Annotated in this window: 21 protein-coding genes; 8 read left to right on the top strand and 13 right to left on the bottom strand. The window is 44.4% G+C overall.

What is annotated here, in order from left to right:
* Positions 1 to 8 precede the first annotated feature (8 nt).
* The 11 genes from atpG to tal all read right to left on the bottom strand — a co-directional run bounded on the left by atpG (position 9) and on the right by tal (position 9,645).
* The gene (gene atpG, locus EDC45_RS06735) at positions 9 to 878 is read right to left on the bottom strand and encodes a F0F1 ATP synthase subunit gamma (protein WP_133544771.1); all 870 of its coding nucleotides are present in this window, start codon (positions 876 to 878) and stop codon (positions 9 to 11) included.
* A gap of 21 nt (positions 879 to 899) precedes the next feature.
* A complete protein-coding gene (atpA, locus tag EDC45_RS06740; RefSeq protein WP_133544773.1) occupies positions 900 to 2,441 on the bottom strand; it encodes a F0F1 ATP synthase subunit alpha in 1,542 nt (513 codons plus the stop codon).
* A 12-nt stretch (positions 2,442 to 2,453) separates the two neighbouring features.
* Entirely contained in the window at positions 2,454 to 2,987 is a 534-nt protein-coding gene (atpH, locus tag EDC45_RS06745) for a F0F1 ATP synthase subunit delta (RefSeq protein ID WP_133544775.1), read from the bottom strand.
* A gap of 12 nt (positions 2,988 to 2,999) precedes the next feature.
* The gene (gene atpF, locus EDC45_RS06750) at positions 3,000 to 3,470 is read right to left on the bottom strand and encodes a F0F1 ATP synthase subunit B (protein ID WP_133544777.1); all 471 of its coding nucleotides are present in this window, start codon (positions 3,468 to 3,470) and stop codon (positions 3,000 to 3,002) included.
* Between the two features lie 57 nt (positions 3,471 to 3,527).
* Positions 3,528 to 3,782, bottom strand: a complete 255-nt coding sequence (atpE, locus tag EDC45_RS06755; protein ID WP_005760745.1) for a F0F1 ATP synthase subunit C — start codon at positions 3,780 to 3,782, stop codon at positions 3,528 to 3,530.
* A gap of 71 nt (positions 3,783 to 3,853) precedes the next feature.
* Positions 3,854 to 4,657: a F0F1 ATP synthase subunit A gene (gene atpB, locus EDC45_RS06760; RefSeq protein WP_133544779.1), complete on the bottom strand. Its 804-nt coding sequence runs from the start codon at positions 4,655 to 4,657 to the stop codon at positions 3,854 to 3,856.
* Positions 4,658 to 4,733: 76 nt separating this feature from the next.
* Positions 4,734 to 5,123, bottom strand: a complete 390-nt coding sequence (locus EDC45_RS06765; protein WP_133544781.1) for an ATP synthase subunit I — start codon at positions 5,121 to 5,123, stop codon at positions 4,734 to 4,736.
* A 140-nt stretch (positions 5,124 to 5,263) separates the two neighbouring features.
* On the bottom strand, positions 5,264 to 5,911 hold the full coding sequence (rsmG, locus tag EDC45_RS06770; protein WP_133544783.1) for a 16S rRNA (guanine(527)-N(7))-methyltransferase RsmG: 648 nt from the start codon (positions 5,909 to 5,911) through the stop codon (positions 5,264 to 5,266).
* Positions 5,912 to 5,921: 10 nt separating this feature from the next.
* Positions 5,922 to 7,811 carry a tRNA uridine-5-carboxymethylaminomethyl(34) synthesis enzyme MnmG gene (gene mnmG / locus EDC45_RS06775; RefSeq protein ID WP_133544785.1) on the bottom strand — a complete coding sequence of 630 codons (1,890 nt, stop codon included), beginning with the start codon at positions 7,809 to 7,811 and terminating at the stop codon, positions 5,922 to 5,924.
* Between the two features lie 520 nt (positions 7,812 to 8,331).
* Positions 8,332 to 8,586, bottom strand: coding sequence for a hypothetical protein (locus EDC45_RS06780; protein ID WP_133544787.1), 255 nt, complete (start codon positions 8,584 to 8,586; stop codon positions 8,332 to 8,334).
* Positions 8,587 to 8,691: 105 nt separating this feature from the next.
* Positions 8,692 to 9,645, bottom strand: a complete 954-nt coding sequence (tal, locus tag EDC45_RS06785; protein WP_133544789.1) for a transaldolase — start codon at positions 9,643 to 9,645, stop codon at positions 8,692 to 8,694.
* A gap of 219 nt (positions 9,646 to 9,864) precedes the next feature.
* On the opposite strand from tal, the gene EDC45_RS06790 reads away from it, so the two are divergent.
* From EDC45_RS06790 to EDC45_RS06805, 4 genes are all read left to right on the top strand, one after another.
* Entirely contained in the window at positions 9,865 to 10,431 is a 567-nt protein-coding gene (locus tag EDC45_RS06790; protein ID WP_133544791.1) for a DNA-3-methyladenine glycosylase I, read from the top strand.
* An 81-nt stretch (positions 10,432 to 10,512) separates the two neighbouring features.
* Complete coding sequence (gene lptD, locus EDC45_RS06795) at positions 10,513 to 12,858, top strand: LPS assembly protein LptD (protein WP_133544793.1); 2,346 nt, start codon at positions 10,513 to 10,515, stop codon at positions 12,856 to 12,858.
* 118 nt (positions 12,859 to 12,976) lie between these two features.
* Positions 12,977 to 14,071, top strand: coding sequence for a tRNA (uridine(54)-C5)-methyltransferase TrmA (gene trmA, locus EDC45_RS06800; RefSeq protein WP_133544796.1), 1,095 nt, complete (start codon positions 12,977 to 12,979; stop codon positions 14,069 to 14,071).
* Between the two features lies 1 nt (position 14,072).
* Complete coding sequence (locus tag EDC45_RS06805) at positions 14,073 to 14,837, top strand: class I SAM-dependent methyltransferase (RefSeq protein WP_133544798.1); 765 nt, start codon at positions 14,073 to 14,075, stop codon at positions 14,835 to 14,837.
* A 5-nt stretch (positions 14,838 to 14,842) separates the two neighbouring features.
* On the opposite strand, the gene xylB is transcribed toward EDC45_RS06805, so the two are convergent.
* Entirely contained in the window at positions 14,843 to 16,288 is a 1,446-nt protein-coding gene (gene xylB / locus EDC45_RS06810; RefSeq protein WP_133544800.1) for a xylulokinase, read from the bottom strand.
* 130 nt (positions 16,289 to 16,418) lie between these two features.
* Positions 16,419 to 17,738 (bottom strand): xylose isomerase, encoded by a 1,320-nt coding sequence (xylA, locus tag EDC45_RS06815; protein ID WP_133544802.1) that lies wholly within the window; start codon positions 17,736 to 17,738, stop codon positions 16,419 to 16,421.
* 245 nt (positions 17,739 to 17,983) lie between these two features.
* Between xylA and xylF the strand changes: the two genes are divergently transcribed.
* From xylF to EDC45_RS06835, 4 genes are all read left to right on the top strand, one after another.
* Positions 17,984 to 18,982, top strand: coding sequence for a D-xylose ABC transporter substrate-binding protein (xylF, locus tag EDC45_RS06820; protein ID WP_133544804.1), 999 nt, complete (start codon positions 17,984 to 17,986; stop codon positions 18,980 to 18,982).
* A gap of 53 nt (positions 18,983 to 19,035) precedes the next feature.
* Complete coding sequence (xylG, locus tag EDC45_RS06825) at positions 19,036 to 20,550, top strand: D-xylose ABC transporter ATP-binding protein (RefSeq protein WP_133544805.1); 1,515 nt, start codon at positions 19,036 to 19,038, stop codon at positions 20,548 to 20,550.
* 3 nt (positions 20,551 to 20,553) lie between these two features.
* Positions 20,554 to 21,681: a sugar ABC transporter permease gene (locus EDC45_RS06830; protein ID WP_133544807.1), complete on the top strand. Its 1,128-nt coding sequence runs from the start codon at positions 20,554 to 20,556 to the stop codon at positions 21,679 to 21,681.
* Between the two features lie 189 nt (positions 21,682 to 21,870).
* Positions 21,871 to 23,040: a XylR family transcriptional regulator gene (locus EDC45_RS06835; protein WP_133544809.1), complete on the top strand. Its 1,170-nt coding sequence runs from the start codon at positions 21,871 to 21,873 to the stop codon at positions 23,038 to 23,040.
* Positions 23,041 to 23,050 lie beyond the last annotated feature (10 nt).

The raw sequence follows: 23,050 nt of genomic DNA on the forward strand, positions 1-23,050 counted from the left end.
TAATTTGGTTAAATCGCCGCCGCTCCGGCAACAATTTCATTTAATTCATTTGTAATACTTGCTTGACGGGCTTTGTTATACACCAACTGCAGATCATTGATTAAATTCCCTGCGTTATCCGTTGCTGCTTTCATCGCTACCATTCGAGCCGCCTGCTCTGAAGCTAAATTATCAACCACCGACTGATAAACCTGAGATTCTAAATAACGAACCAGTAAGCTGTCTAACAGCGCTTTCGGATCCGGTTCATAGATATAATCCCAAACCTGCTTTCTTTCGCCTAAATTATCGCTTTCTAATTCTGGCAGCGGAACAAGCTGAGTGAATACGGGTTTCTGCGACATGGTATTAATAAATTTATTATAGGCGATATGAATAGCATCCAACTCGCCGTTTTTATAAACGTCAAACATACCGTTTGCCACCCCGATCAGCTCTTCCACCGACGGATTATCGCCGATGCCGGAATGCTGCGCTCTGATTTTTAATCCCAACGAGCGGAAAAAGGCAATAGCTTTCGAACCTATAACAGCCAGCTCAACGCTGACGCCTTTTTCCTGCCATGCTCTGATCTCGGTCATCACGGTTTTAAACAAATTAATATTTAAACCGCCGCACATACCGCGATCAGTGGAAACAACCAGAATACCTACTTTTTTAATCTCGCGTTCGATTAAAAAAGGATGCTTATAACCGACACTGGCTTTAGACACGTGGCTGATAACATGACGAATAGTTTCAGAATAGGGGCGAGAAGAAGCCATTCGATCCTGCGTTTTACGCATTTTCGAGGTGGCAACCATTTCCATTGCCTTGGTTATTTTCTGCGTACTCTGTACGCTGGCAATTTTGGCCTTTATTTCTTTTGCACCTGCCATGTTATTTCTCCGTTTCCGTTACTACCACGTACTGTTAGCTTTAAAACTATCCAAAATACCTTTCAACGAATCCTTAATTTCATCGTTGTAATTTCCGGTTTTGGTTAATTCCTGCATAAACTCGGCATTATTACGGTTGGCATAATCTAAAAGTGCGGTCTCAAAATCCGCAATTTTATTTAGCGCCACTTCTTCCAGATAACCGAATTCCACTGCAAATAACAGAATCGCCTGATCCGCAACACTTAGCGGCGAATATTGTTTCTGTTTCAGCAACTCGGTAACTTTTTCACCGTGGGATAATTGCTTACGCGTCGCATCGTCAAGATCGGAGGCAAACTGGGCAAAAGCCGCCAGTTCACGGTACTGAGCAAGTGCGGTACGGATACCGCCGGCTAATTTTTTAATCACTTTAGTCTGCGCCGCACCACCTACACGGGATACCGAAATCCCCGGGTTAACCGCAGGGCGGACACCGGCGTTGAATAAGTTGGATTCAAGGAAAATCTGACCGTCGGTAATAGAAATAACGTTGGTAGGTACGAATGCGGAAACATCCCCGGCCTGCGTTTCAATAATAGGAAGAGCGGTTAAAGAACCGGTTTTTCCTTTCACTTCACCTTTAGTGAAGTTTTCTACGTATTCTTCATTTACTCTTGAAGCCCGCTCCAATAAACGGGAGTGAAGATAGAATACGTCTCCCGGGAAGGCTTCGCGGCCCGGCGGACGACGTAATAACAAGGAAATTTGACGATAAGCAACAGCCTGTTTGGATAAATCGTCATAAACGATTAAAGCATCTTCTCCGCGATCACGGAAGTATTCGCCCATGGCACAACCGGCATAAGGGGCAAGATACTGTAATGCGGCGGATTCCGAAGCTGAGGCCACGACCACAATGGTATTTTTTAATGCGCCGTGTTCTTCCAGCTTACGCACCACGTTTGCAATGGTGGAAGCTTTCTGACCGATTGCCACATAGATACATTTAATGCCTGAATCACGCTGATTAATAATCGCATCAATAGCCAAGGCGGTTTTACCTGTTTGACGGTCGCCGATAATCAATTCGCGCTGACCGCGACCTATAGGCACCATGGAGTCAACGGCCTTATAACCGGTCTGAACAGGCTGATCAACCGATTTACGCTCAATAACCCCCGGAGCAATCACTTCAACCGGCGAGAAACCGTCATTTTCGATTTCGCCTTTACCGTCAATCGGCTGTCCCAAAGTATTGACCACACGACCTAACAAACCGCGACCTACAGGTACTTCAAGAATACGTCCAGTACATTGAACTTCCATACCTTCGGCTAAATCGGTATAAGGCCCCATAACAACGGCCCCCACCGAATCGCGCTCAAGGTTCAGCGCCATAGCGTACAGATTACCCGGCAGGGCAATCATTTCCCCCTGCATCACGTCGCTTAAACCGTGAATACGAATAATACCGTCGCTTACTGAAACTATTGTCCCGGTATTGCGCGCTTCGCTTACCACATCGAACTGGGCAATGCGTTTTTTAATCAATTCACTAATTTCTGTTGAATTTAGCTGCATTTTTTCTTCCTCTTATAATTGCAATTCGCTGGCCAGGCGGGTTAATTGTCCGCGACTACTGCCATCGATGACGAAATCGTCGGTACGAATAATAACGCCCGCAATTAGCGAACTATCCGTACTGCAATTTAATTTAATTTTACGGGCCAGTCTTTTTTCCATTGCGACTGCAATTTTTTGTTCTTGTACGGCATTTAAGGGGTGAGCTGAAATAACCTGAACTTCCGTTACCGCATTATGTTCTTCCACATAGGCGCAGAATTGCTGAAAAACTGCGGGAAGAACGGTTAAACGCTTATTTTCAGCCATTAACCGAATAAAATTCTGCCCATATTGATCAAGTTGTTCGCCACAGACGGAAATAAAGCTGTCGGCAATCTTCTGTGCGGAAAAAGATCCGGTTAAAAAACTACGAATTTTTTCGTTATCAACCACAACGGCGGCAAAATTCAACATTTCCGTCCATTTTTCCACCGCAGCATTTTCCAGCGCAAAATCAAATGCCGCTTTGGCGTAAGGGCGAGCTATGGTAGTTAATTCTGACATAGGCCCGACCTTTTATAGTTCTGCAACTAATTTATCAATAATGTCATTGTTAGCCGCTTCATCAACTGTACGGCCCACAATTTTCTCCGCCCCGGCGATGGCAAGCGATGCCACTTTAACCCGTAATTCTTCTTGTACGCGTTTACGCTCGGCTTCGATCTCAGCATAACCCTGTTCGATAATTTTTGCTTTAGCGGCTTCCGCCTCGGCTTTTACTTCGTCCAGAATTTCATTGCGCCGTTTATTGGCTAAGTCCAGAATTTCCTGAGCCTGAACCTTGGCTTTATTAATTTCCTGTTCGGCCAGTATTTGCGTATCCGCCTGCTCTTTTCTTGCCGCTTCGGCAGAAGCCAGCGCATTGGCAATAGAACTCTGACGTTCTTCAATAGCCTTGATGATCGGCGGCCATACGAATTTCATGCAAAACCATACGAAGATGATAAATGCAATGGTCTGGCCGATTAATGTTGCGTTGATATTCACAACGGTACCTCCTTTAAAGTTGGTTATTACTCTTAATCAGAGTAGTCCGTTTCAGAATTAACCCAACAATGAAGCAAATGGATTTGCAAATGCAAAATATAAACCGATACCTACAGCAATCATCGCGATCGCATCCAATAAGCCCGCTACAATAAACATTTTAGTCAATAAAGAGTTGGCTAATTCAGGCTGACGAGCTGCAGATTCAAGGTATTTACCACCAAGAATACCGAAGCCGATGCCCGTACCTAATGCGGCAAATGCAAGCATAATGGCTGATGCGATGATAGTTGCACTGATTACAGTTTCCATAGTTTTCTCCAGTTTGGTTAAAACGGCTTTCCAGCCGCGATTGTTGGTTAAAGGTTAAATAAAAACAAATCCTAATGTTGCTCCGATTTATTATAGGCTATACCTAAATAAACCACGGTTAACATCATAAATACGAATGCCTGCAGTATCACAATCAGAATGTGGAAAATAGCCCAGGCCAGTTGCAGCGGTAAGCCTAAAGCCGCCACCGCAATATTAGAGCTGTACATTACGGCGATCAAAATAAAGATTAACTCGCCCGCATACATATTACCGAACAGACGCAGCGCCAACGAAATAGGTTTGGACACCAGGGTTACCGTTTCAAGCAGTAAATTTACCGGAATAAAGGCGGGATGATTGAAAGGGTGCATCGTATATTCTTTAACTAAGCCGCTTACGCCCTTTGATTTTACCGTATAGAACAGGATCAGACAGAAAACGCCGATAGCCAGGCTGAAAGTGATGTTCATATCGGCGGAAGGTACGGCGCGCAAATAATGAATATTCAGCATTTGTCCGATTTGAGGTAAATAATCCACCGGTATCAAGTCAATCAGGTTCATTAGAAAAACCCAGACAAAAATGGTTAACGCCAGGGGGGCAACCAGCGCGCGGTTGCCGTTAAAGTTTTCTTTAACTACGCCGTCAACCCATTCCACCAGCATTTCTACCAAACATTGCAATTTTCCCGGTACGCCGGTGGTCATTTTTTTACTGGTTTTATAAAAAATAGTCAGGAAAATAAAACCTGTTACCAGAGTAAAGAAAAGAGAATCGATATTGAATGCCCAAAAACCTTCACCCGAAGTTAGAAAGGTAAGGTGATGCTGGATATATTCAATTGAAGTTTGAGATGCACCTTCAGCAGACATATTATAATCCTACAATTGTTAATAAATCTTTATAAACGCCGATAATCACCGATTACAGAAATTATCGACGCCAGCTTTATTGGCGATTCGAGTTTAGATTAAACAGCAGGGGCAACAGATTATTCAGAATAATGAAAATAAAATAACCCGTAAAGAGTCCTGCGAAGTCCGGCTTTAAACAGACGAATACCAATATAAAAAAACTCACGGTTAATGCCAATTTTAAGCCTTCACTTTGGTAAAGAACTTTGGCTTTGTTTTCTACCGGAACATGGCTTTTGATGAAAAGCGCATAGCCGATAAAAGCAATCTGGGGTACAAAAGCAATCAGCGATCCTAACAAAAAGGATGAAAATTTGTGTGCAAACAAAAGATAAACTATGCCGGCACAGATAAAAATAAGTAATAACTCGACTAGAAAGGCTTTGATATATAACCTTTTTGTGTTAGCCAGCACTAAGGACATTATTATTTTCTATTACTTTTCAAATACAAACAAACGTCTAAATTATACGGATAACGCTGATTAATGCAATATAATCAATGTATCAAAAATGTTACACAGTTAACATTTTTGAAAAAATTATGTCCGGGTGAATAGGATATTTATTCTTCCTCTTCAATTCGGATCAAAACCAAATGACGTTCCCCGATCAATTCCGGTATTTCCAGCCTAATAACCTGAGAAATAACGAACTCTTTATCCAGTTCCTGTGCTTCCAGCGGTTGAAACTGGCCCTTCAACGCATAAAAAAATCCTTCTCGGTGCGGTAAATGCCGGCACCATCTGCTCATTTCCTTCAGAGAAGCGAAGGCGCGGCTAAGTACTCCGTCAAATTGGTGATCGGGTTTAAATTCTTCCACCCGGCTTAATACCGGCGTAACATTATTTAACCCCAGCTCGCGTAACGCATTACGAATAAAGCTGATACGTTTGCCAAGACTGTCCAGCAACACAAAGTGTTTATCCGGATTGATAATGGCTAAGGGCAGTCCGGGCAAGCCCGGGCCGGTACCCACATCAATAAAACGGCTTCCTTGTAAGTAGGGACTGACAATAATGCTGTCCAGAATATGTTTCACCAGCATTTCCGCCGGATCACGAACGGAGGTAAGATTATAAGCCTTATTCCATTTATGCAGCAAAAGCACGAGCTGCACTAATTGTTGCTTTTGCTGATCGGTAATCGAAAGTGCGGTCTTATTCAGCAGAGTTTCCAATTTTAAACTTAGCTGTTGCCGGAGATTATTCATTGTCGCTTCCTTATTCGCCGCGTTTGAGCATACCCTGTTTTTTAAGATAAACCAGCAAAATGGAAATCGCCGCCGGCGTAATTCCCGAAATACGGCTCGCCTGCCCGATGGATACCGGGCGATGCTGTTCCAGTTTTGCACGGACTTCATTGGATAAACCGGAAATGGAAGTATAATCGAAATCCGCCGGGATTAAGGTATTTTCATGGCGCTTACGGCGCTCGATTTCTTCTTGCTGGTGCTCAATATAACCCTGATATTTAATCGCTATTTCAACCTGTTCTACCGCTTCTTTATCATCCATAGCCGGCTTAAAAGGTGTAAGTGCGGTTAAAATCTGATAATTCATTTCCGGACGGCGCAATAAATCTTCTCCGTTGGCTTCTCGTACCAAGGGGCTTCCTAATACCTGATTGGCTTCGTCCAGATATTCGGAACGCGGATGCAGCCAAATCTGGCTTAAACGTTGCCGTTCCCGTTCGATATTTTCCATTTTCTGATTAAAGCGGGCCCAACGTTTTTCATCAATTAAACCCAATTGATGAGCAATAGGAGTTAAACGAATATCCGCATTATCTTCGCGTAATAACAGGCGATACTCGGCACGGGAGGTAAACACGCGATAAGGTTCCTTGGTACCCAAGGTACAGAGATCGTCTACCAGGACGCCCATATAAGCCTGATCGCGACGCGGATACCAAGCTTCCTGCTCGCGCACATATAAGGCGGCATTAATGCCGGCCAGCAATCCCTGTGCCGCCGCTTCTTCATAACCCGTAGTTCCGTTAATCTGTCCGGCAAAGAACAGTCCCTTTATCGCTTTGGTTTCCAGTGAAGGTTTCAAATCGCGCGGATCAAAATAGTCGTATTCAATGGCATAACCGGGCTTAACGATTCGCGCTTTTTCCAGCCCGTACATGGAATTAACGATCTTCATTTGAACGTCAAAGGGCAGGCTGGTGGAAATCCCGTTCGGATAGATCTCATTACTGGTTAAACCTTCGGGTTCAAGGTAGATCTGATGAGAATTCCGTTCGGCAAAACGCATTACCTTATCTTCGATGGAAGGGCAGTAACGGGGGCCGATCCCCTCTATAATTCCGGCGTACATCGGACTGCGATCCAAATTATTGCGGATCACTTCATGGGTTTGTTCATTGGTATGTGTGATATAGCAAGGGATCTGACGGGGATGTTGATCTTTGCTGCCCATAAAAGAAAACACCGGCAGCTGTTCATCACCATATTGTTTGGCCAGAAGATCAAAATTGATGGTTCGGGCATCTAAACGCGGCGGCGTACCCGTTTTCAGGCGACCGGTTCGCAACCCCAGCTCACGTAAACGCTCGGCTAAATTAACGGAAGCCGGATCTCCCGCCCGTCCGCCGCTATAATTTTCCAAACCTATATGGATCTTACCGGCTAAAAAAGTACCTGCGGTTAATACTACCGCTTTAGCGCTAAATTTAAGCCCCATTTTCGTCGTAACCGCACAAACGCTATCCTGCTCTAAAATAATATCCGTAACTTCCTGTTGGAAAATATCCAAATTCGGCTGATTTTCCAGTGCGATCCTTACCGCCTGGCGATACAAAACACGATCCGCCTGGGCTCTTGTAGCGCGTACCGCCGGACCTTTACTGGCATTTAAAGTACGAAACTGAATCCCGGCCTGATCCGCCGCACTGGCCATTAATCCGCCCATGGCATCTATTTCTCTGACCAGATGCCCTTTGCCGATGCCGCCGATAGCCGGATTACAGGACATCTGTCCTAAAGTATCTATATTATGGGTAAGTAGTAAGGTTTTAATTCCCATTCTGGCGGGAGCTAATGCGGCTTCGGTACCGGCATGACCGCCGCCGATGACAATGACGTCATAATTTTCGGTATAAAACATATTGACCTTGTAAAGATGATTTGATCTTTTTTGATGTGATTTGGAAATAATCGGCTATTGTACTTAAATTTTAACAAGCTTCAAAGGGGCTTTTATTGATCCCTGTGATAAAGATCCTCTGCTATTTTCCCTCGGATCGGAAAGTGGTTTTAAGTAATAAAAGATCTTAAATATATAGATAAAGATCTTATTACTATAATTATTAGGATCCTTTTACGATGTGCATAAGATCCTTTTTCCCTTTTAAATAAACAACTTGGATCTTATTTAAAACTGTTAGGATCCGACCTGGAACCCGGTTAAAACCTGTGTATAAATTACCTACTTATACACAGTTGCTAAGGACGATTTTTTTGTACATGGGTTAAATACAGATTTTCTACAAAGTTTTCGTCATCTTATCCACAGGCGATTAGCAATAATATTTTGCTTATTAAAAGGATAAATATAAAAAACCCCCTGAAAGATAATCAATTTTCAGAGGGTTTTTTGGTATTACAAGTTCAAAAACTGCTATTTGCTATTCTTGTTGCGGGGCTACGCTAATGGTTTTTCCCTGTAAATTTTCATTCAAACCTTTATTAAGTTGATCAATGATCTGCTTTTTATTTTTATTGATGGCATCGGCAAGCTTAGCATATTGTTCCGGCGTTAAGGGAACGCTTTGTCCGCTTTGCTGAGGCGCTGCATTTGCCCGGGTTGACTGGTTATGCTCGAGGCCTACGCAAGCACTTAGACCGAGAACCATAATAGGAATAATAAGATATTTTTTCATATTGATTGTTTTCCGTTATTTAATAGTTTAAAAAAATGCAATCTTTGCCATTTGTCCGATTGCATTTTCTCTATTTCATTGAAATTAAAGGCTTATAAAGCCAGATTAAAGCTTAGCGCTCAACATAGCTTCCAGTTTTTCAATATCCGCACCGAATTTACGGATACCTTCGGCCAGTTTTTCCACCGCCATGGCGTCGCTGTTATGCTGCCAGTAAAATTGGCTTTCGGTCAAAGGTTCCGGTTTAGCCTGGATTTCACCTTTGAATTCCAGTTTACGAACCAGCTCGTTGCTGCTTTCCTGTAATTCTTTTAATAAAGCCGGTGCAATGGTCAGACGATCGCAACCCGCCAATTCGGTGATTTCACCGATATTGCGGAAGCTGGCACCCATAACGATGGTGTTATATCCATAGCGTTTGTAATAGTCATAGATTTGGCTGACGGAGATTACGCCCGGATCTTCATGAGGCGCGTAGTCTTTTTTCTCACCATTGGCTTTGTACCAGTCGAGAATACGACCGACAAAAGGAGAAATAAGATAAACACCCGCTTCGGCACAGGCTCTGGCTTGTGCCTGAGAGAATAATAGGGTCAGATTACAGTTAATATTTTCCTTTTCCAGAATTTCCGCCGCACGGATTCCCTGCCAGGTGGAGGCTATCTTAATCAGAATACGTTCATTCGGAATACCGGCCTGGTTGTAAAGGGCAATCAGTTTACGCGCTTTTTCCACCGTAGCCTGAGTATCATAGGAAAGTCGGGCATCTACTTCGGTGGATATGCGTCCCGGCACAATTTTCAGAATTTCCAAGCCTATATTCACCGCCAGTTTATCCTCGGCATCGATTAATTGTTGCGCTTTATCCCGGCTTTGAGCTTTGGCATAGGCAACGGCATCATCAATCAGATTGGCATATTGCGGCAGGGCTGATGCACTTAAAATCAGAGAAGGATTGGTGGTAGCATCTTGTGGCTGATATTTCTTAATAGCTTCTATATCTCCGGTATCGGCGACGACAACGGTCATATTGCGCAGTGCATCCAGTTGTGTAATCATAATTTTCCTCTACTACTTTTAGTTTGCTGGTGAAATTTATTCTGATAATAAAATCTGTTACCTGAATGAGAATACGATAACATATATTTAAATGGGTTTGGCATGTATTTTATCATTGGAATTGATAGAGCAATCCTTAAAAAAAGGACAACCAACTGTTAATAATACTGATATTTCAATCGGATAACTGTGATTTTGATCACAAATAACGGAGTCATTATGCTTAAACGCTGTTCTTGGTGTGAAAGTTCCGAGCTTTATCTTAATTATCATGACAATGAGTGGGGAAAACCGGAATACGACAGCTTGAAACTATTTGAAAAAATTTGTCTGGAAGGTCAGCAGGCGGGGCTATCATGGATTACCGTTCTCAAAAAAAGAGAAAATTACCGCCATGCCTTTTATTTTTTTGATCCGGTAAAGATTGCGGCAATGACGGCGCAGGATATCGATAGGTTGGCGCATAACCCGGGACTTATCCGCCACAGGGCGAAGTTGCAGGCCGTGGTAACTAATGCCCGAGCTTATCTGGCCATGGAAAAGAGCGGTCAAAATTTCAGTGATTTTATTTGGTCTTTTGTGGATCATCGGCCGCGTGTAAATGATATTCCCGAACTTAAAGCGGTACCGACAAAAAGTGAAATTTCCGCCGCCATGTCTAAGGCTTTAAAGAAAAAAGGCTTTGTTTTTGTTGGTGAAACCATCTGCTATGCCTTTATGCAGTCCATGGGACTGGTGGATGATCATCTCAATGATTGTTTTTGTAAAAATAGGGAAAACAAGTAAGTTTGAGCTATTCCCTCCGTCTGTATAAAACTCGAATTTTAGAGTATAATTTTGCCAATTTTTAGCTGGAATAATGACCCGATGAAAAAAAACGCCTATAGCCTACTTTCCTTTTCTTTATTAACCCTTTTTTACAGTAGCCAGGGATATGCGGATTTAACCGCCCGCTGTTTAGCCGCTGTGCCGCATTTTAGCGGAGAACCTGTTAGCGGTGATGTAAATAATCTGCCGGTTTATATTGAAGCGGACAGTGCGGAGCTGAATCAATCGAAAAATGCCCTTTATCAGGGAAATGTGGAATTGAAGCAGGGGAATCGTCATCTGATTTCCGAACAGGCGGAAGTGGTGCAATCCGGCGGCGGGGCGAATATACAGCGTTATGCCTATGTGAGAAAGGGATTTGATTACAAGGATAATCTAATTAATCTGAAGGGAGATAATGCAAAAATAAATCTTAACAGTAAAGATGCGGATCTGGAGAATGCCGATTATCAGTTTGTAGGTCGGCAAGGTCGCGGTAGTGCCGAAAGTGCCGAAATGCGTGCCGATTACCGTTTGCTGAAAAATGCCGTTTTTACTTCCTGTCTGCCTGATGATAAATCCTGGAGCATAGAGGCTGTGGAAATGCGCCAGCATATAAAGGAAGAATATGCGGAAATGTGGCATGCCCGTTTTAAAGTAGCCGGCGTACCGGTTTTTTATACTCCTTATTTACAGTTTCCAATCGGTGATCGCCGTCGCTCCGGGTTATTGTTCCCCGCAGCAGGTTCTTCCAGTCGCGATGGTTACTGGTATTCTCAGCCGGTTTACTGGAATATAGCTCCTAATTACGATATGACCTTGGCACCTAAGTATATGTCGCACCGCGGTTGGCAATTAAACGGCGAATTCCGCTATTTAACCTTATTGGGTGAAGGTAAAATTGCCGGTGAATATTTAAGCCGTGATCGTTATAAGGATTATATCGGGGAAAATAAATCCCGCCACCTGTTCTACTGGACTCATTATGCCAAATTGCTGGATAACTGGCGTCTTTCCATTAACTATACCAAAGTAAGCGATAAGCGCTATTTTACCGATTTCGATTCTCCTTACGGCAGCAGTACCGACGGTTACGCGGATCAAACCTTTAAACTCAGCTATTATCAGCCTAACTATAATTTATCCATTTCCTCCAAACAGTTCCAAGTGTTTGACGAAGTGGATATAGGTCCTTACTATGCCTTACCGCAAATCGATTACAATTATTATCGCAACGGTTTAGCGCAGGGGTGGCTGGATTTCAAACTGTTTGCACAGGCGGTACATTTCGATAATGAAAGCAATTTAATGCCGACCGCATGGCGTTTTCATCTCGAACCCAGCCTTAATCTGCCGCTTTCCAACCGATACGGCAGCATGAATATCGAAACCAAACTGTATGCTACCCATTATCAGCAGAAGAAAGGTAACGGCGCCGGGGCGGAAGAGGTACAGCGTTCGGTAAACCGTGTTCTGCCTCAGCTGAAAGTGGATTTACAGACGGTTCTGGCCAGTAACCAAAGCTTTATCCAAGGTTATACGCAAACATTGGAACCTCATATTCAATATTTATACCGTCCTTATAAGGACCAAAGTAATATAGGTTCCAGACTGAATACCGAATACCTTGGTTTCGGCTATGATTCCGCCTTATTACAGCAGGATTATTTTTCATTATTCCGTGATCGCCGTTACAGCGGTTTAGACAGAATAGCTTCCGCTAATCAGATTACCCTGGGCGGAACCTCCCGTTTTTATGATCAAAATGCCGAAGAACGTTTTAATCTTTCTCTGGGACAAACTGTTTATTTGAATAATTCGCGCATTGATGATAAAAATGCCACCTCGGGGCGTTCTTCCTCTTGGTCGCTGGAAAATAACTGGAAGATCAGCGACAGCTGGAACTGGCGGGGCAGCTATCAGTACGATACGCGCCTGAATGAAGTTTCGTTGGCCAATGCCAGTCTTGAATTTAATCCGGAAAAGAGCAATCTGTTACAACTGAACTATCGTTACGCCAGTAAAGACTATATTAATCAGAACCTGACCTCCGGTGCCAACAGCTACAATCAGAATATAAAGCAAGTCGGTATTACTGCCGCCTGGGAGCTTAGTGATAATTGGGCGTTGGTCGGTCGTTATTATCATGATATTGCCTTGGGTAAAGCGGTGGAACAATATGCGGGTATCCGCTACAACACCTGTTGTTGGTCGATGGGAGTAGGTGCCAGACGCTATTTGACCAGTAAATCCAATCGCAGTTATAGCAACGATAAAGAAGTTTTCTACGACAACAGTTTCGGTATTACCTTTGAATTACGCGGTTTAGGTAATGATCATCACAGCGGTATTGTAGAAATGCTGGAAAAAGGTATGTTGCCTTATATTCGACCTTTCAACCTGTAAAATAAAAATAAGGGGCTTGAAAAAGCCCCGTTCTTTTATCGGTTACCGCCCGCTTCGAAGTTCTTATTTTTTTCTCCGCTATGATAGAATCTGTGCGGTTTATTTTGGAATACATCATATGCAGTCTTTACCTCTTGAACAATATTCGGACTTATTGAACAAAAAAACGCAAAAACTAACCGCACTTTTAGCCCCTTTTGACGCACCGGCACTTGAAGTTTTCGCTTCTCCCCCGCAGCATTATCGAATGCGGGCGGAATTTCGTATTTGGCACGACAAAGATGATTTTTACCATGTGATGTTTGATCAGCAAAGCGGCCGTTGCTATCGGGTGGATAGTTTTCCGGTGGCGAGCGAACTGATCAATGTGATGATGAAAGCCTTGCTGCCTCTGCTGAAAGAAAAAGAAATTCTGCGCCATAAATTATTTCAGATAGATTATTTAAGTACCCTGAGTAATAAAATAATCGTCAGTCTGCTTTATCATAAAGTTTTGCAACAGGAATGGATTGAAGCCGCACAAATATTGAAAAATAAGTTACAGCAAAAGGGTTTCGATTTGCAGCTTATCGGGCGCGCCAGTAAACAGAAAATCTGTTTACAACAGGATTTTGTTGATGAGGTTTTAGCGCTGAAAGGAAAAAACTATATTTATCGCCAAGTGGAAAACAGCTTCACTCAGCCGAATGCCCGAATCAATATAAAAATGCTGGAATGGGCGATGGATTGTACCGCCGGCAGCCGTGGCGATTTACTTGAGCTTTATTGTGGCAACGGTAATTTTTCCGTGGCGCTGGCGGCTAATTTCAACAAGGTACTGGCTACTGAAATCGCTAAGCCTTCGGTAGCTGCGGCACAGTTTAATATTGCCGCCAATAATATTAATAATTTGCATATTATTCGTATGTCGGCGGAGGAATTTACCCAGGCCCTTAACGGGGTAAGAAAGTTTAATCGTTTACAGAATATTGATCTCGACGCTTATCAATGCGATACCGTTTTGGTTGATCCGCCACGCGCCGGGCTGGATAAGCAGACGTTAAAATTGATCAGCGGATATCAACGGATTCTGTATATCTCCTGTAATCCCCATACCCTATGCGATAATTTAGCGCAATTGTGTGCAACCCATAGTATTCAACGTGCCGCCCTGTTTGATCAGTTCCCTTATACGGAACATATGGAAAGCGGGGTTTGGTTAGTTCGGAAATAATATGAATATACGATTAATCTGTGAAACGGGAAATGCAGGAGAATTTACCGCACTTTGTCAAACTAAGGGGCTGCAGGATTGTGCCGAGGGAGAAATCGCCCTGGTGCAAATTGTTTGCGCACAAGGAACAAGACTGGAACTGCGTAAATTAAACGAACCTAAATTAGGTGCGGTATATGTGGATTTTAGCAGCGGTGTTATGGCTCATCGGCGAAAATTCGGCGGTGGTCGGGCGGAAGCAGTCGCTAAGGCGGTAGGTATAAAAGGCGAATATTTGCCTGATATTATCGATGCTACCGCAGGGCTGGGCAGAGATGCTTTTGTATTGGCTTCTCTCGGTTGTCGCGTGCGCCTGTTGGAACGCCATCCGGCGGTTTATTTACTGTTGCAGGACGGCTTGCGTCGCGCCTATGCGGATCCCCATATAGGCGCAATGCTGAGTAATAATCTGCAATTACTGAACGAATCCCATATTCGCAATTTGGATCCGCAACAAATAAGCGCCGATGTGGTTTACCTCGATCCCATGTATCCGCACAAACAGAAAAGCGCTCTGGTTAAAAAAGAAATGCGTTTGTTTCAGCAGTTGGTGGGAGCCGATGCCGATGCCGACGAACTATTGGCGCCGGCGTTAGCATTGGCAAAAAAACGAGTGGTTGTGAAGCGCCCGGCTTATGCGGATTTTCTGGCCGGTAAAAAACCGGATTTCAGCCGGGAAACCAAAAACCACCGTTTTGATATTTATTTAACCTTTAACGGCGGATAAAAGGATTACAATCCTTTCAATCCCCGATAAATCCGAGCGAATGTTTCCCGTTTTCCGGCATATGCCTCGGTTTTCGCCTTATCCGGATAATAGGTTTGTTCCAGTTTCAGCGGTTTACACAATTGTTCTAAATCCTGTTCGGGATAAAGGGCTATTTGTGCCAATTTGGCCGCTCCCAGCGCAGGTCCCACATCACCGCCGCTACGATATTCGAAGGTTCTGCCGCTGATATCCGCCAATAACTGGCGCCAGTAATGACTTTTAGCTCCGCCGCCGATAAGGGTGATATTTTCCGAGCAAGCACCGGTTTCATGCAGAACATCAATTCCTTCCGCCAACGCAAAACTAACCCCTTCCACTACCGCTTTAGCCATGCTGGTTGCATTGTCGTTATGACTGAGCCCCCAGAATATGCCTTTGGCGTAAGGATCATTATGCGGGGTTCGTTCGCCGGATAAATAAGGTAAGAAAATCGCTTCCGATTGCTGAGTACATTGCTCGACACGCCGGAAAAGATCGGCTATATCATTGATGCCCAGAGCGCGGTTGGCCCAGTCTACTGCCGAGGCGGCACTTAAAATTACCGACATCAGATGCCAGCGATCAGGCAGGGCATGACAAAAACTATGTACCGCTTTCGCCGGATTGGCGCTGAATTTATCGGTAACCACGAAATATACACCGGAAGTACCGAGGGAAAGCATTGCCTGTCCGGCTTTATGTAAGCCGATACCGACCGCTCCCGCCGCATTGTCGCCGCCACCAGCAACTACGGGAACGCTGTGCATACCCCATTGTTGTGCCAGAGCCGGACGCAAATAACCGGTAATCTGGTTACCTTCGAATAATTGCGGCATTTTACTTTGGTCCAGTGCACAGGCTTGCAGTAATTCCCGATTCCAGCAACGGTTGGCCACATCCAGCCACATGGTACCTGAAGCATCGGACATATCGGTGGCGTATTCGCCGGTTAGTAATAGGCGCAGATAATCTTTCGGCAACAAAACCTTGGCGATTTTTTCAAACAGCTGCGGCTGATGCTTATTTACCCATTTTAATTTAGGTGCGGTAAATCCCGGCATCATCAGATTGCCGGTAATTTCACGTGATTTCGCCACCATATTTTCCAACTCTGCACATTCCTGCGCACTACGACCGTCGTTCCATAGAATTGCGGGAGACAATACCTGATCATTGCTGTCCAACAGGGTGGCGCCGTGCATTTGTCCGGTTAAGCCGATCGCTTTAACTTCATGTAAATCCCGGTGGCCGGCAAGCTCGCGCATTACGTTGTCGGTTGCTTGCCACCAATCCTGGGGATTCTGTTCCGACCAAAGAGGTTGCGGACGGGAAATTGGGAGGGAATGTTGCGCGCTGGCAATAAGGTTCTGCGCTTCGTCAAGTAAAACGGCTTTTACCCCGGAGGTGCCGAGATCTATACCTATATACATGGAAACTCCTTATTAGGAATAAATGCGGTAGTAAAAAGTGCGGTCTTTTTCGGTTGTTTTTTTGGTCGCTTTAATCATAGCGAATCCAATAAAAAAACTGATAAAAAAGTACCGCACTTTTGCGCTTTAATTATTTATAAATATAGCGATTAACTAAATTCTCTAAATATTCCTGCTGGCCGGAAACCGGTTGTGGTGCGATTTCCGATTGTTGAACAAAGTTTGCCAGACTTTCGAGAGATGCCTGTTGATTTAAAATCTGTTGGCCGATTCCCTGTTCCCAGCCGGCATAACGTTGCGCCACGATATTTTCAAGGGATTTATCCGTCAGCATTTTAGCGGCGCGCTCTAAGGATAATGCCAGAACATCAATTGCGCCTATATGCCCGTGGAACAGGTCGTAGCGGTCGATACTCTGACGACGGATTTTTGCATCAAAGTTAAATCCGCCGGTGGTAAAGCCGCCGTTTTTCAGAATTTCATAGATTACCAGCGTATTTTCTTCCACGCTGTTCGGGAATTGATCGGTATCCCAGCCTAATTGCGGATCGCCGCGGTTGGCATCAATGGATCCGAAAATATCCAGAGCGCAGGCGGTGGCGATTTCATGCTGGAAGGTATGGCCCGCCAGAGTAGCGTGATTGGCTTCGATATTTACTTTGATTTCTTTTTCCAAACCGAACTGTTTAAGGAAGCCGTAAACCGTAGCCACATCGTAATCATATTGATGTTTGGTCGGTTCCTGCGGTTTAGGTTCGATTAACAATGTGCCTTTGAAGCCGATTTTATGTTTATGTTCCACCACCATCTGCATAAAACGGCCGATTTGTTCGCGTTCCCGTTTTAAATCCGTGTTCAGCAGGGTTTCGTATCCTTCGCGGCCGCCCCATAATACGTAGTTTTCACCGCCCAAACGCTGAGTAGCGTTCATTGCGGTAAATACCTGCGCCGCCGCCCAGGCGAATACTTCCGGATTCGGATTGGTTGCCGCTCCGGACATATAACGCGGGTTAGTAAAACAGTTGGCCGTACCCCACAGCAGTTTTACTCCGGTTTGAGCCTGTTTTTGTTCCAAAATATCAACGATAGTATGGAAATTATTCAAATATTCTTTAAAGGAATTACCTTCAGGTGCGATGTCCACATCGTGGAAACAATAATAAGGAATGCCTAATTTGCTGAAAAATTCAAAGGCGATATCGGCTTTTTGTTTTGCACCGGCCAGCGCATCACTATTTTTCTGCCAGTTGCGATCAAGAGAACCTACCCCGAACATATCATTGCCGTTCCAGCAAAAGGTATGCCAATAACATACCGCCAGGCGCAAATGTTCCGCCATGGTTTTGCCTAAAATCACTTTGTTCGCATCATAATATCTGTAAGCAAAAGGATTGGTGCTGTTTTCACCTTCGTATTTCACTTTTTCGATTTTATCAAAATAGTTAGACATAACATTCTCCTGTGGAATTAATTTCGGCCTCATCATTTCTTAAAAGCAAAGAGGGATCAATTACGTTATTTCACTTGCGATTTAAGATAATTGTTTATTGTGCAGCGGATCACAAAAGAGAAAAAACGTAATAGGTTTAGAAGATTTGATAATTGAAGGCCTTTCCTATCCTACCGAAACTATAGCCAGAGTAATCCGTATTCGCTCTGTACCAAGATTAACTTAACTATCTATGAGGCATCATTATGAAAATTAAGCATGTTTTATTATCCTTAGCCGCCGCTATGACGGTGTTCAGCACCAGTGCGACAGCAAAAGATTTGACCATCGGCATGTCTATTGATGATTTACGTTTGGAAAGATGGCAGAAAGACAGAGATATTTTTGTAAATAAAGCGGAATCCTTAGGGGCGAAGGTTTTCGTACAATCGGCGAACGGTAATGATCAGACCCAGATTTCACAAATTGAAAACATGATCAATCGCGGAGTGGACGTGCTGGTGATTATTCCGTTTAACGGCGAAGCCTTAAGTAACGTGATTGCGGAAGCCAAACGGGAAGGGATCAAGGTATTGGCCTACGACCGTTTAATCAATAATGCCGATTTGGATTTTTATGTTTCCTTCGATAACGAGAAGGTGGGTGAATTGCAGGCGCAAAGCCTGATTAAAGAAAAACCGGAAGGAAACTATTTCTTAATGGGCGGTTCGCCGGTGGACAATAATGCAAAATTGTTCAGAAAGGGACAAATGAAGGTATTGCAGCCTTTAATTGACGGCGGAAAAATTAAAGTGGTCGGTGATCAATGGGTCGATTCCTGGTTAGCAGAAAAAGCATTGCAGATTATGGAAAACGCCTTAACTGCAAATAAAAATAATATTGATGCGGTAGTGGCTTCCAATGATGCCACTGCAGGCGGTGCCATTCAGGCGCTGAGCGCACAGGGGCTTTCCGGTAAGGTGGCTATTTCCGGTCAGGATGCCGATTTGGCCGCGATTAAACGTATTGTAGCGGGAACTCAAACCATGACCGTATACAAACCTATTACCAATTTGGCGGATAAAGCCGCGGAAATTTCGGTACAACTGGGTAAAGGTGAAAAAATAGATACCAACGCCGAGCTTAACAACGGTCTGAAAAATATTCCGGCCTATTTGTTGGATCCGATTGCGGTGAACAAAGATAATATCGATGAAACCATTATTAAGGACGGTTTCCACAGTAAAGAGGCGGTTTATCAATAAGGATAAGGGGCGGTGTCAGGCCGCCCTGTTTTTACGGCTTGACGGAGTAACTTATGGCGCAATTACTGGAAATGAAAAATATCACCAAAAAATTCGGTGATGTTACGGCGTTAAATGATATTTCCCTGTCATTGGATAGCGGTGAAATCTTATCTCTTTGCGGCGAAAACGGTTCGGGTAAATCCACTTTGATGAAAGTGTTATGCGGTATTTATCCCCACGGCGATTATAGCGGTGAAATCTTTTTCGGCGGAGAACCTTTAATTGCTAAGGGGATTAAGGATACGGAAGAAAAGGGGATTTCGATTATCCATCAGGAACTGGCGCTGGTTAAAAATATGTCCGTTCTTGAAAATATGTTCCTGGGTAATGAAATTATCAAAGGGGGACTGACCGACGATAACGAAATGTACCTGCGCTGCAAAACTATTCTGAAGCAAGTACAGTTGGAGGTGGATCCTAATACCAAGGTAGGCGAACTGGGACTGGGACAGCAACAGCTGGTGGAAATCGCTAAGGCGCTTAATAAACAAGTGCGCTTACTGATTCTGGACGAACCGACCGCCTCCCTAACGGAAAAGGAAACAGCGATTCTGCTCAATCTGATTGAAGATTTAAAAGCCCATAACATTTCCTGTATTTATATTTCCCATAAACTCAATGAAGTTAAGGCGATTTCCGATAAAATCTGTGTAATTCGCGACGGCGAACATATAGGGACGCGCGATGCTGCCGGTATGTCGGAAGACGATATAATCACCATGATGGTGGGACGCGAAATTACCTCGCTGTACCCTCATGAAGAACATCAGATTAAACAGGAAGTGCTGCGGGTGGAAAATTTGTCTGCCTGGCATCCGGTGAATACCCATATTAAACGGGTGGATAACGCCTCTTTTACCCTGCATGCCGGTGAAATTCTCGGTGTGGCGGGACTGGTGGGTTCCGGGCGTACGGAAATGGTGCAATGTATTTTCGGTTCCTATGCGGGTAAGTATCAGGGGGATATTTATCTTGACGGACAAAAGGTTTCGATTAAAAACTGCGCTCAGGCCATTGCACATAAAATATTTATGGTGCCGGAAGATCGAAAAAAACACGGCATTATTCCGATAATGGGCGTGGGTAAAAATATCACCCTCTCTTCGTTGCAACAATATTGTTTTGCCAAACAGGTGATCAACGAACCCTTGGAAGAAACCGTGATTCATCGTTCAATTGAAAATCTGAAAGTGAAAACTTCTTCCGCCGAACTGGCCATCGGCCGTTTGAGCGGCGGTAATCAACAAAAAGCGATATTGGCGAAATCCTTATTATTAAGCCCTAAGGTACTTATTCTGGACGAACCGACCCGAGGAATAGATGTGGGGGCTAAATACGAAATCTATAAACTGATCAATGAACTGGCAAAAGAAGGTATGGCGATAATTGTTATATCTTCCGAACTGCCGGAAGTATTGGGGATTAGTGATCGCGTATTGGTTATGCATCTGGGAAAAATAAAAGCGAATTTAATCAATAATGATCTCAGCCAGGAACAGGTGATGGAAGTTGCGCTGAAGGAGTAATCTATGTCTAAGCTTAAATCGATTAATTTACAAGTTTATATTATGTTGATCGCCATTGTGGTGATTATGATTTTTTTCTCCGTCGCAACGGACGGTGCTTATTTAAGTGCCAGAAATATTTCCAACCTGTTGCGTCAGACCTCGATCACCGGAATTCTTGCCATAGGTATGGTGTTCGTGATTATTTCCGCCGAAATTGATTTGTCGGTAGGTTCTCTGATGGGATTGCTCGGCGGTTTTGCCGCAATTGCCGATGTGTGGTGGGGCTGGCCGTTACCTCTAACCATTGCGGTTACCCTAGCTTTGGGTACGTTGATCGGCGCCTTTAACGGTTGGTGGGTCGCTTATCAGAAAGTTCCTTCTTTTATCGTTACCCTGGCGGGGCTGTTGGCCTTCCGCGGTATGTTAATCGGACTAACCAACGGTACCACGGTTTCGCCGGTCAGTGCGCAGATGACTACTTTAGGTCAGGGCTATCTCAGTGATAGTACGGGTATGATTTTGGCTACGGTAGCCTTGGTTTGCTTTGTGTTATGGGGTAATTATCAGCGTAAATCCCGTGCGAAATTGAATCTTGATCTGCCGCCTATCGGTAAGGATATGATGAAATACGGGCTCTTTGCCGTTTGTGTATTGGGGGCCGTTTATTTGTTAAACGACTATCGCGGTATTCCTTTCCCGGTATTGGTACTTGCCGTATTGGCGGTTATCGGAATCTTTATCGCCAAGAAAACCGCTTTCGGTCGCCATATTTACGCTATCGGCGGCAATATAGAAGCGGCCAGATTATCGGGAATTAATGTAGAGCGTATTAAATTGGCGATTTTCTCCATTAACGGCTTAATGGTCGCTATTGCCGGTTTGATTCTGAGCGCCAGATTAGGCGCAGGTTCGCCTTCTGCCGGGCAGAATGCGGAATTGGACGCCATTGCCGCCTGCGTTATCGGCGGTGCCAGTTTGGCCGGCGGTATAGGTACCGTATTCGGTGTGATTATAGGTGCGTTGATTATCGCATCGCTGGATAACGGTATGAGTATGCTCGATGTACCGACCTTCTGGCAGTATATCGTTAAGGGCGGTATCTTATTATTAGCAGTCTGGGCGGATACGGTAAGTAAGAAAAAAATGTAGGTTAAGGCGGGAAATATCCCGCCTTTTTCTGCTTTCCCCGGCTTAAAGTGCGGTGTTTTTTGGCCGGATTTTTAATAGGTCGGGGATTCGACCGAAACCAACCGACTTTCTTTTTCCTTCTTTAATAGCAATCCGGGTTTAATTTCTGTATCCTTACAAGCGGTTATTCAATGCTTATCGGGATAAATAATGGTTACAGAACAGAAGTATTACCGTATCGCACTGTTGTTTAATGCCAATAAAGTCTATGATCGCGAAGTGGTGGAAGGGGTCGGACAATACCTGCAGGCGTCGCAATGTACCTGGGATATTTTTGTCGAAGACGATTTCGTTTACCACAAGGAAAGCATTCAGCGTCTTGCCATTGACGGCATTATCGCCGATTTTGACGATCAGGAAACCTGCGAACTGCTGCGGGGGGTTAATGTTCCTGTGGTGGCGGTGGGCGGCTCTTTTGCCGATGAGCGCGATTATCCCCATCTTCCTTATATTGCTACCGATAATTATGCCTTGGTGGAAGCCGCTTTTCAGCATCTGCAACAAAAGGGCATCAATCGTTTCGCTTTTTACGGATTGCCGGCCGAGCAGCAACGCCATTGGTCGCAGGAGCGTAAAAACGCATTTTTAGCCTTAACCGCAAAATATAATTACCCTGCCGCCCTTTATCTGGGGGATAAAACCAATTCGGAAAACTGGGCAAAAGCGCAGTCGAAATTATTTGATTGGATAAGGACGCTTCAACCCCATACCGGTATTATTGCGGTTACCGACGCTCGAGCCAGGCATTTGTTGCAGGCGTGCGAATACCTGAAAATACCTGTACCTGATCAGCTCTGTGTTATAGGTATTGATAACGAAGAACTGATTCGTTATTTATCCCGAGTTTCTTTGTCTTCCGTAGCACAGGGGACTCGCCAGATAGGCTATCAGGCGGCGAAAACCCTGCATCGTTTATTGAGCGGGCAGGCGGTCGCGCAGCAGCTGCAGCTGATTCCGCCGTTGAAAGTGGTGCAGCGCCGTTCCACCGACTATCTTTCGTTAACGGATCCCTTCGTTATCCAGGCCATGCACTATATCCGCCATCATGCCACTCAGGGGATTAAGGTGGAACAGGTACTGGATCATCTGATGGTTTCCCGTTCCAATTTGGAATTGCGTTTCAAACGGGAGCTGGGAAAAACCATTCATCAGGCCATTCATGAGGAAAAATTATCTCGTGCTAAACATATGCTTTGTTCAACCGATATTCCTATTCAGGAAATAGCGGAAATCTGCGGTTATCCTTCGCTACAGTATTTTTATGCGGTATTCCGTAAGGATTATCGTCAGACACCGAAAGAATTCAGAGAAAGAAACTGAGTGCGGGTTG

Origin of the sequence: Mesocricetibacter intestinalis (assembly GCF_004363295.1) — a bacterium.
Classification (GTDB): domain Bacteria; phylum Pseudomonadota; class Gammaproteobacteria; order Enterobacterales; family Pasteurellaceae; genus Mesocricetibacter; species Mesocricetibacter intestinalis.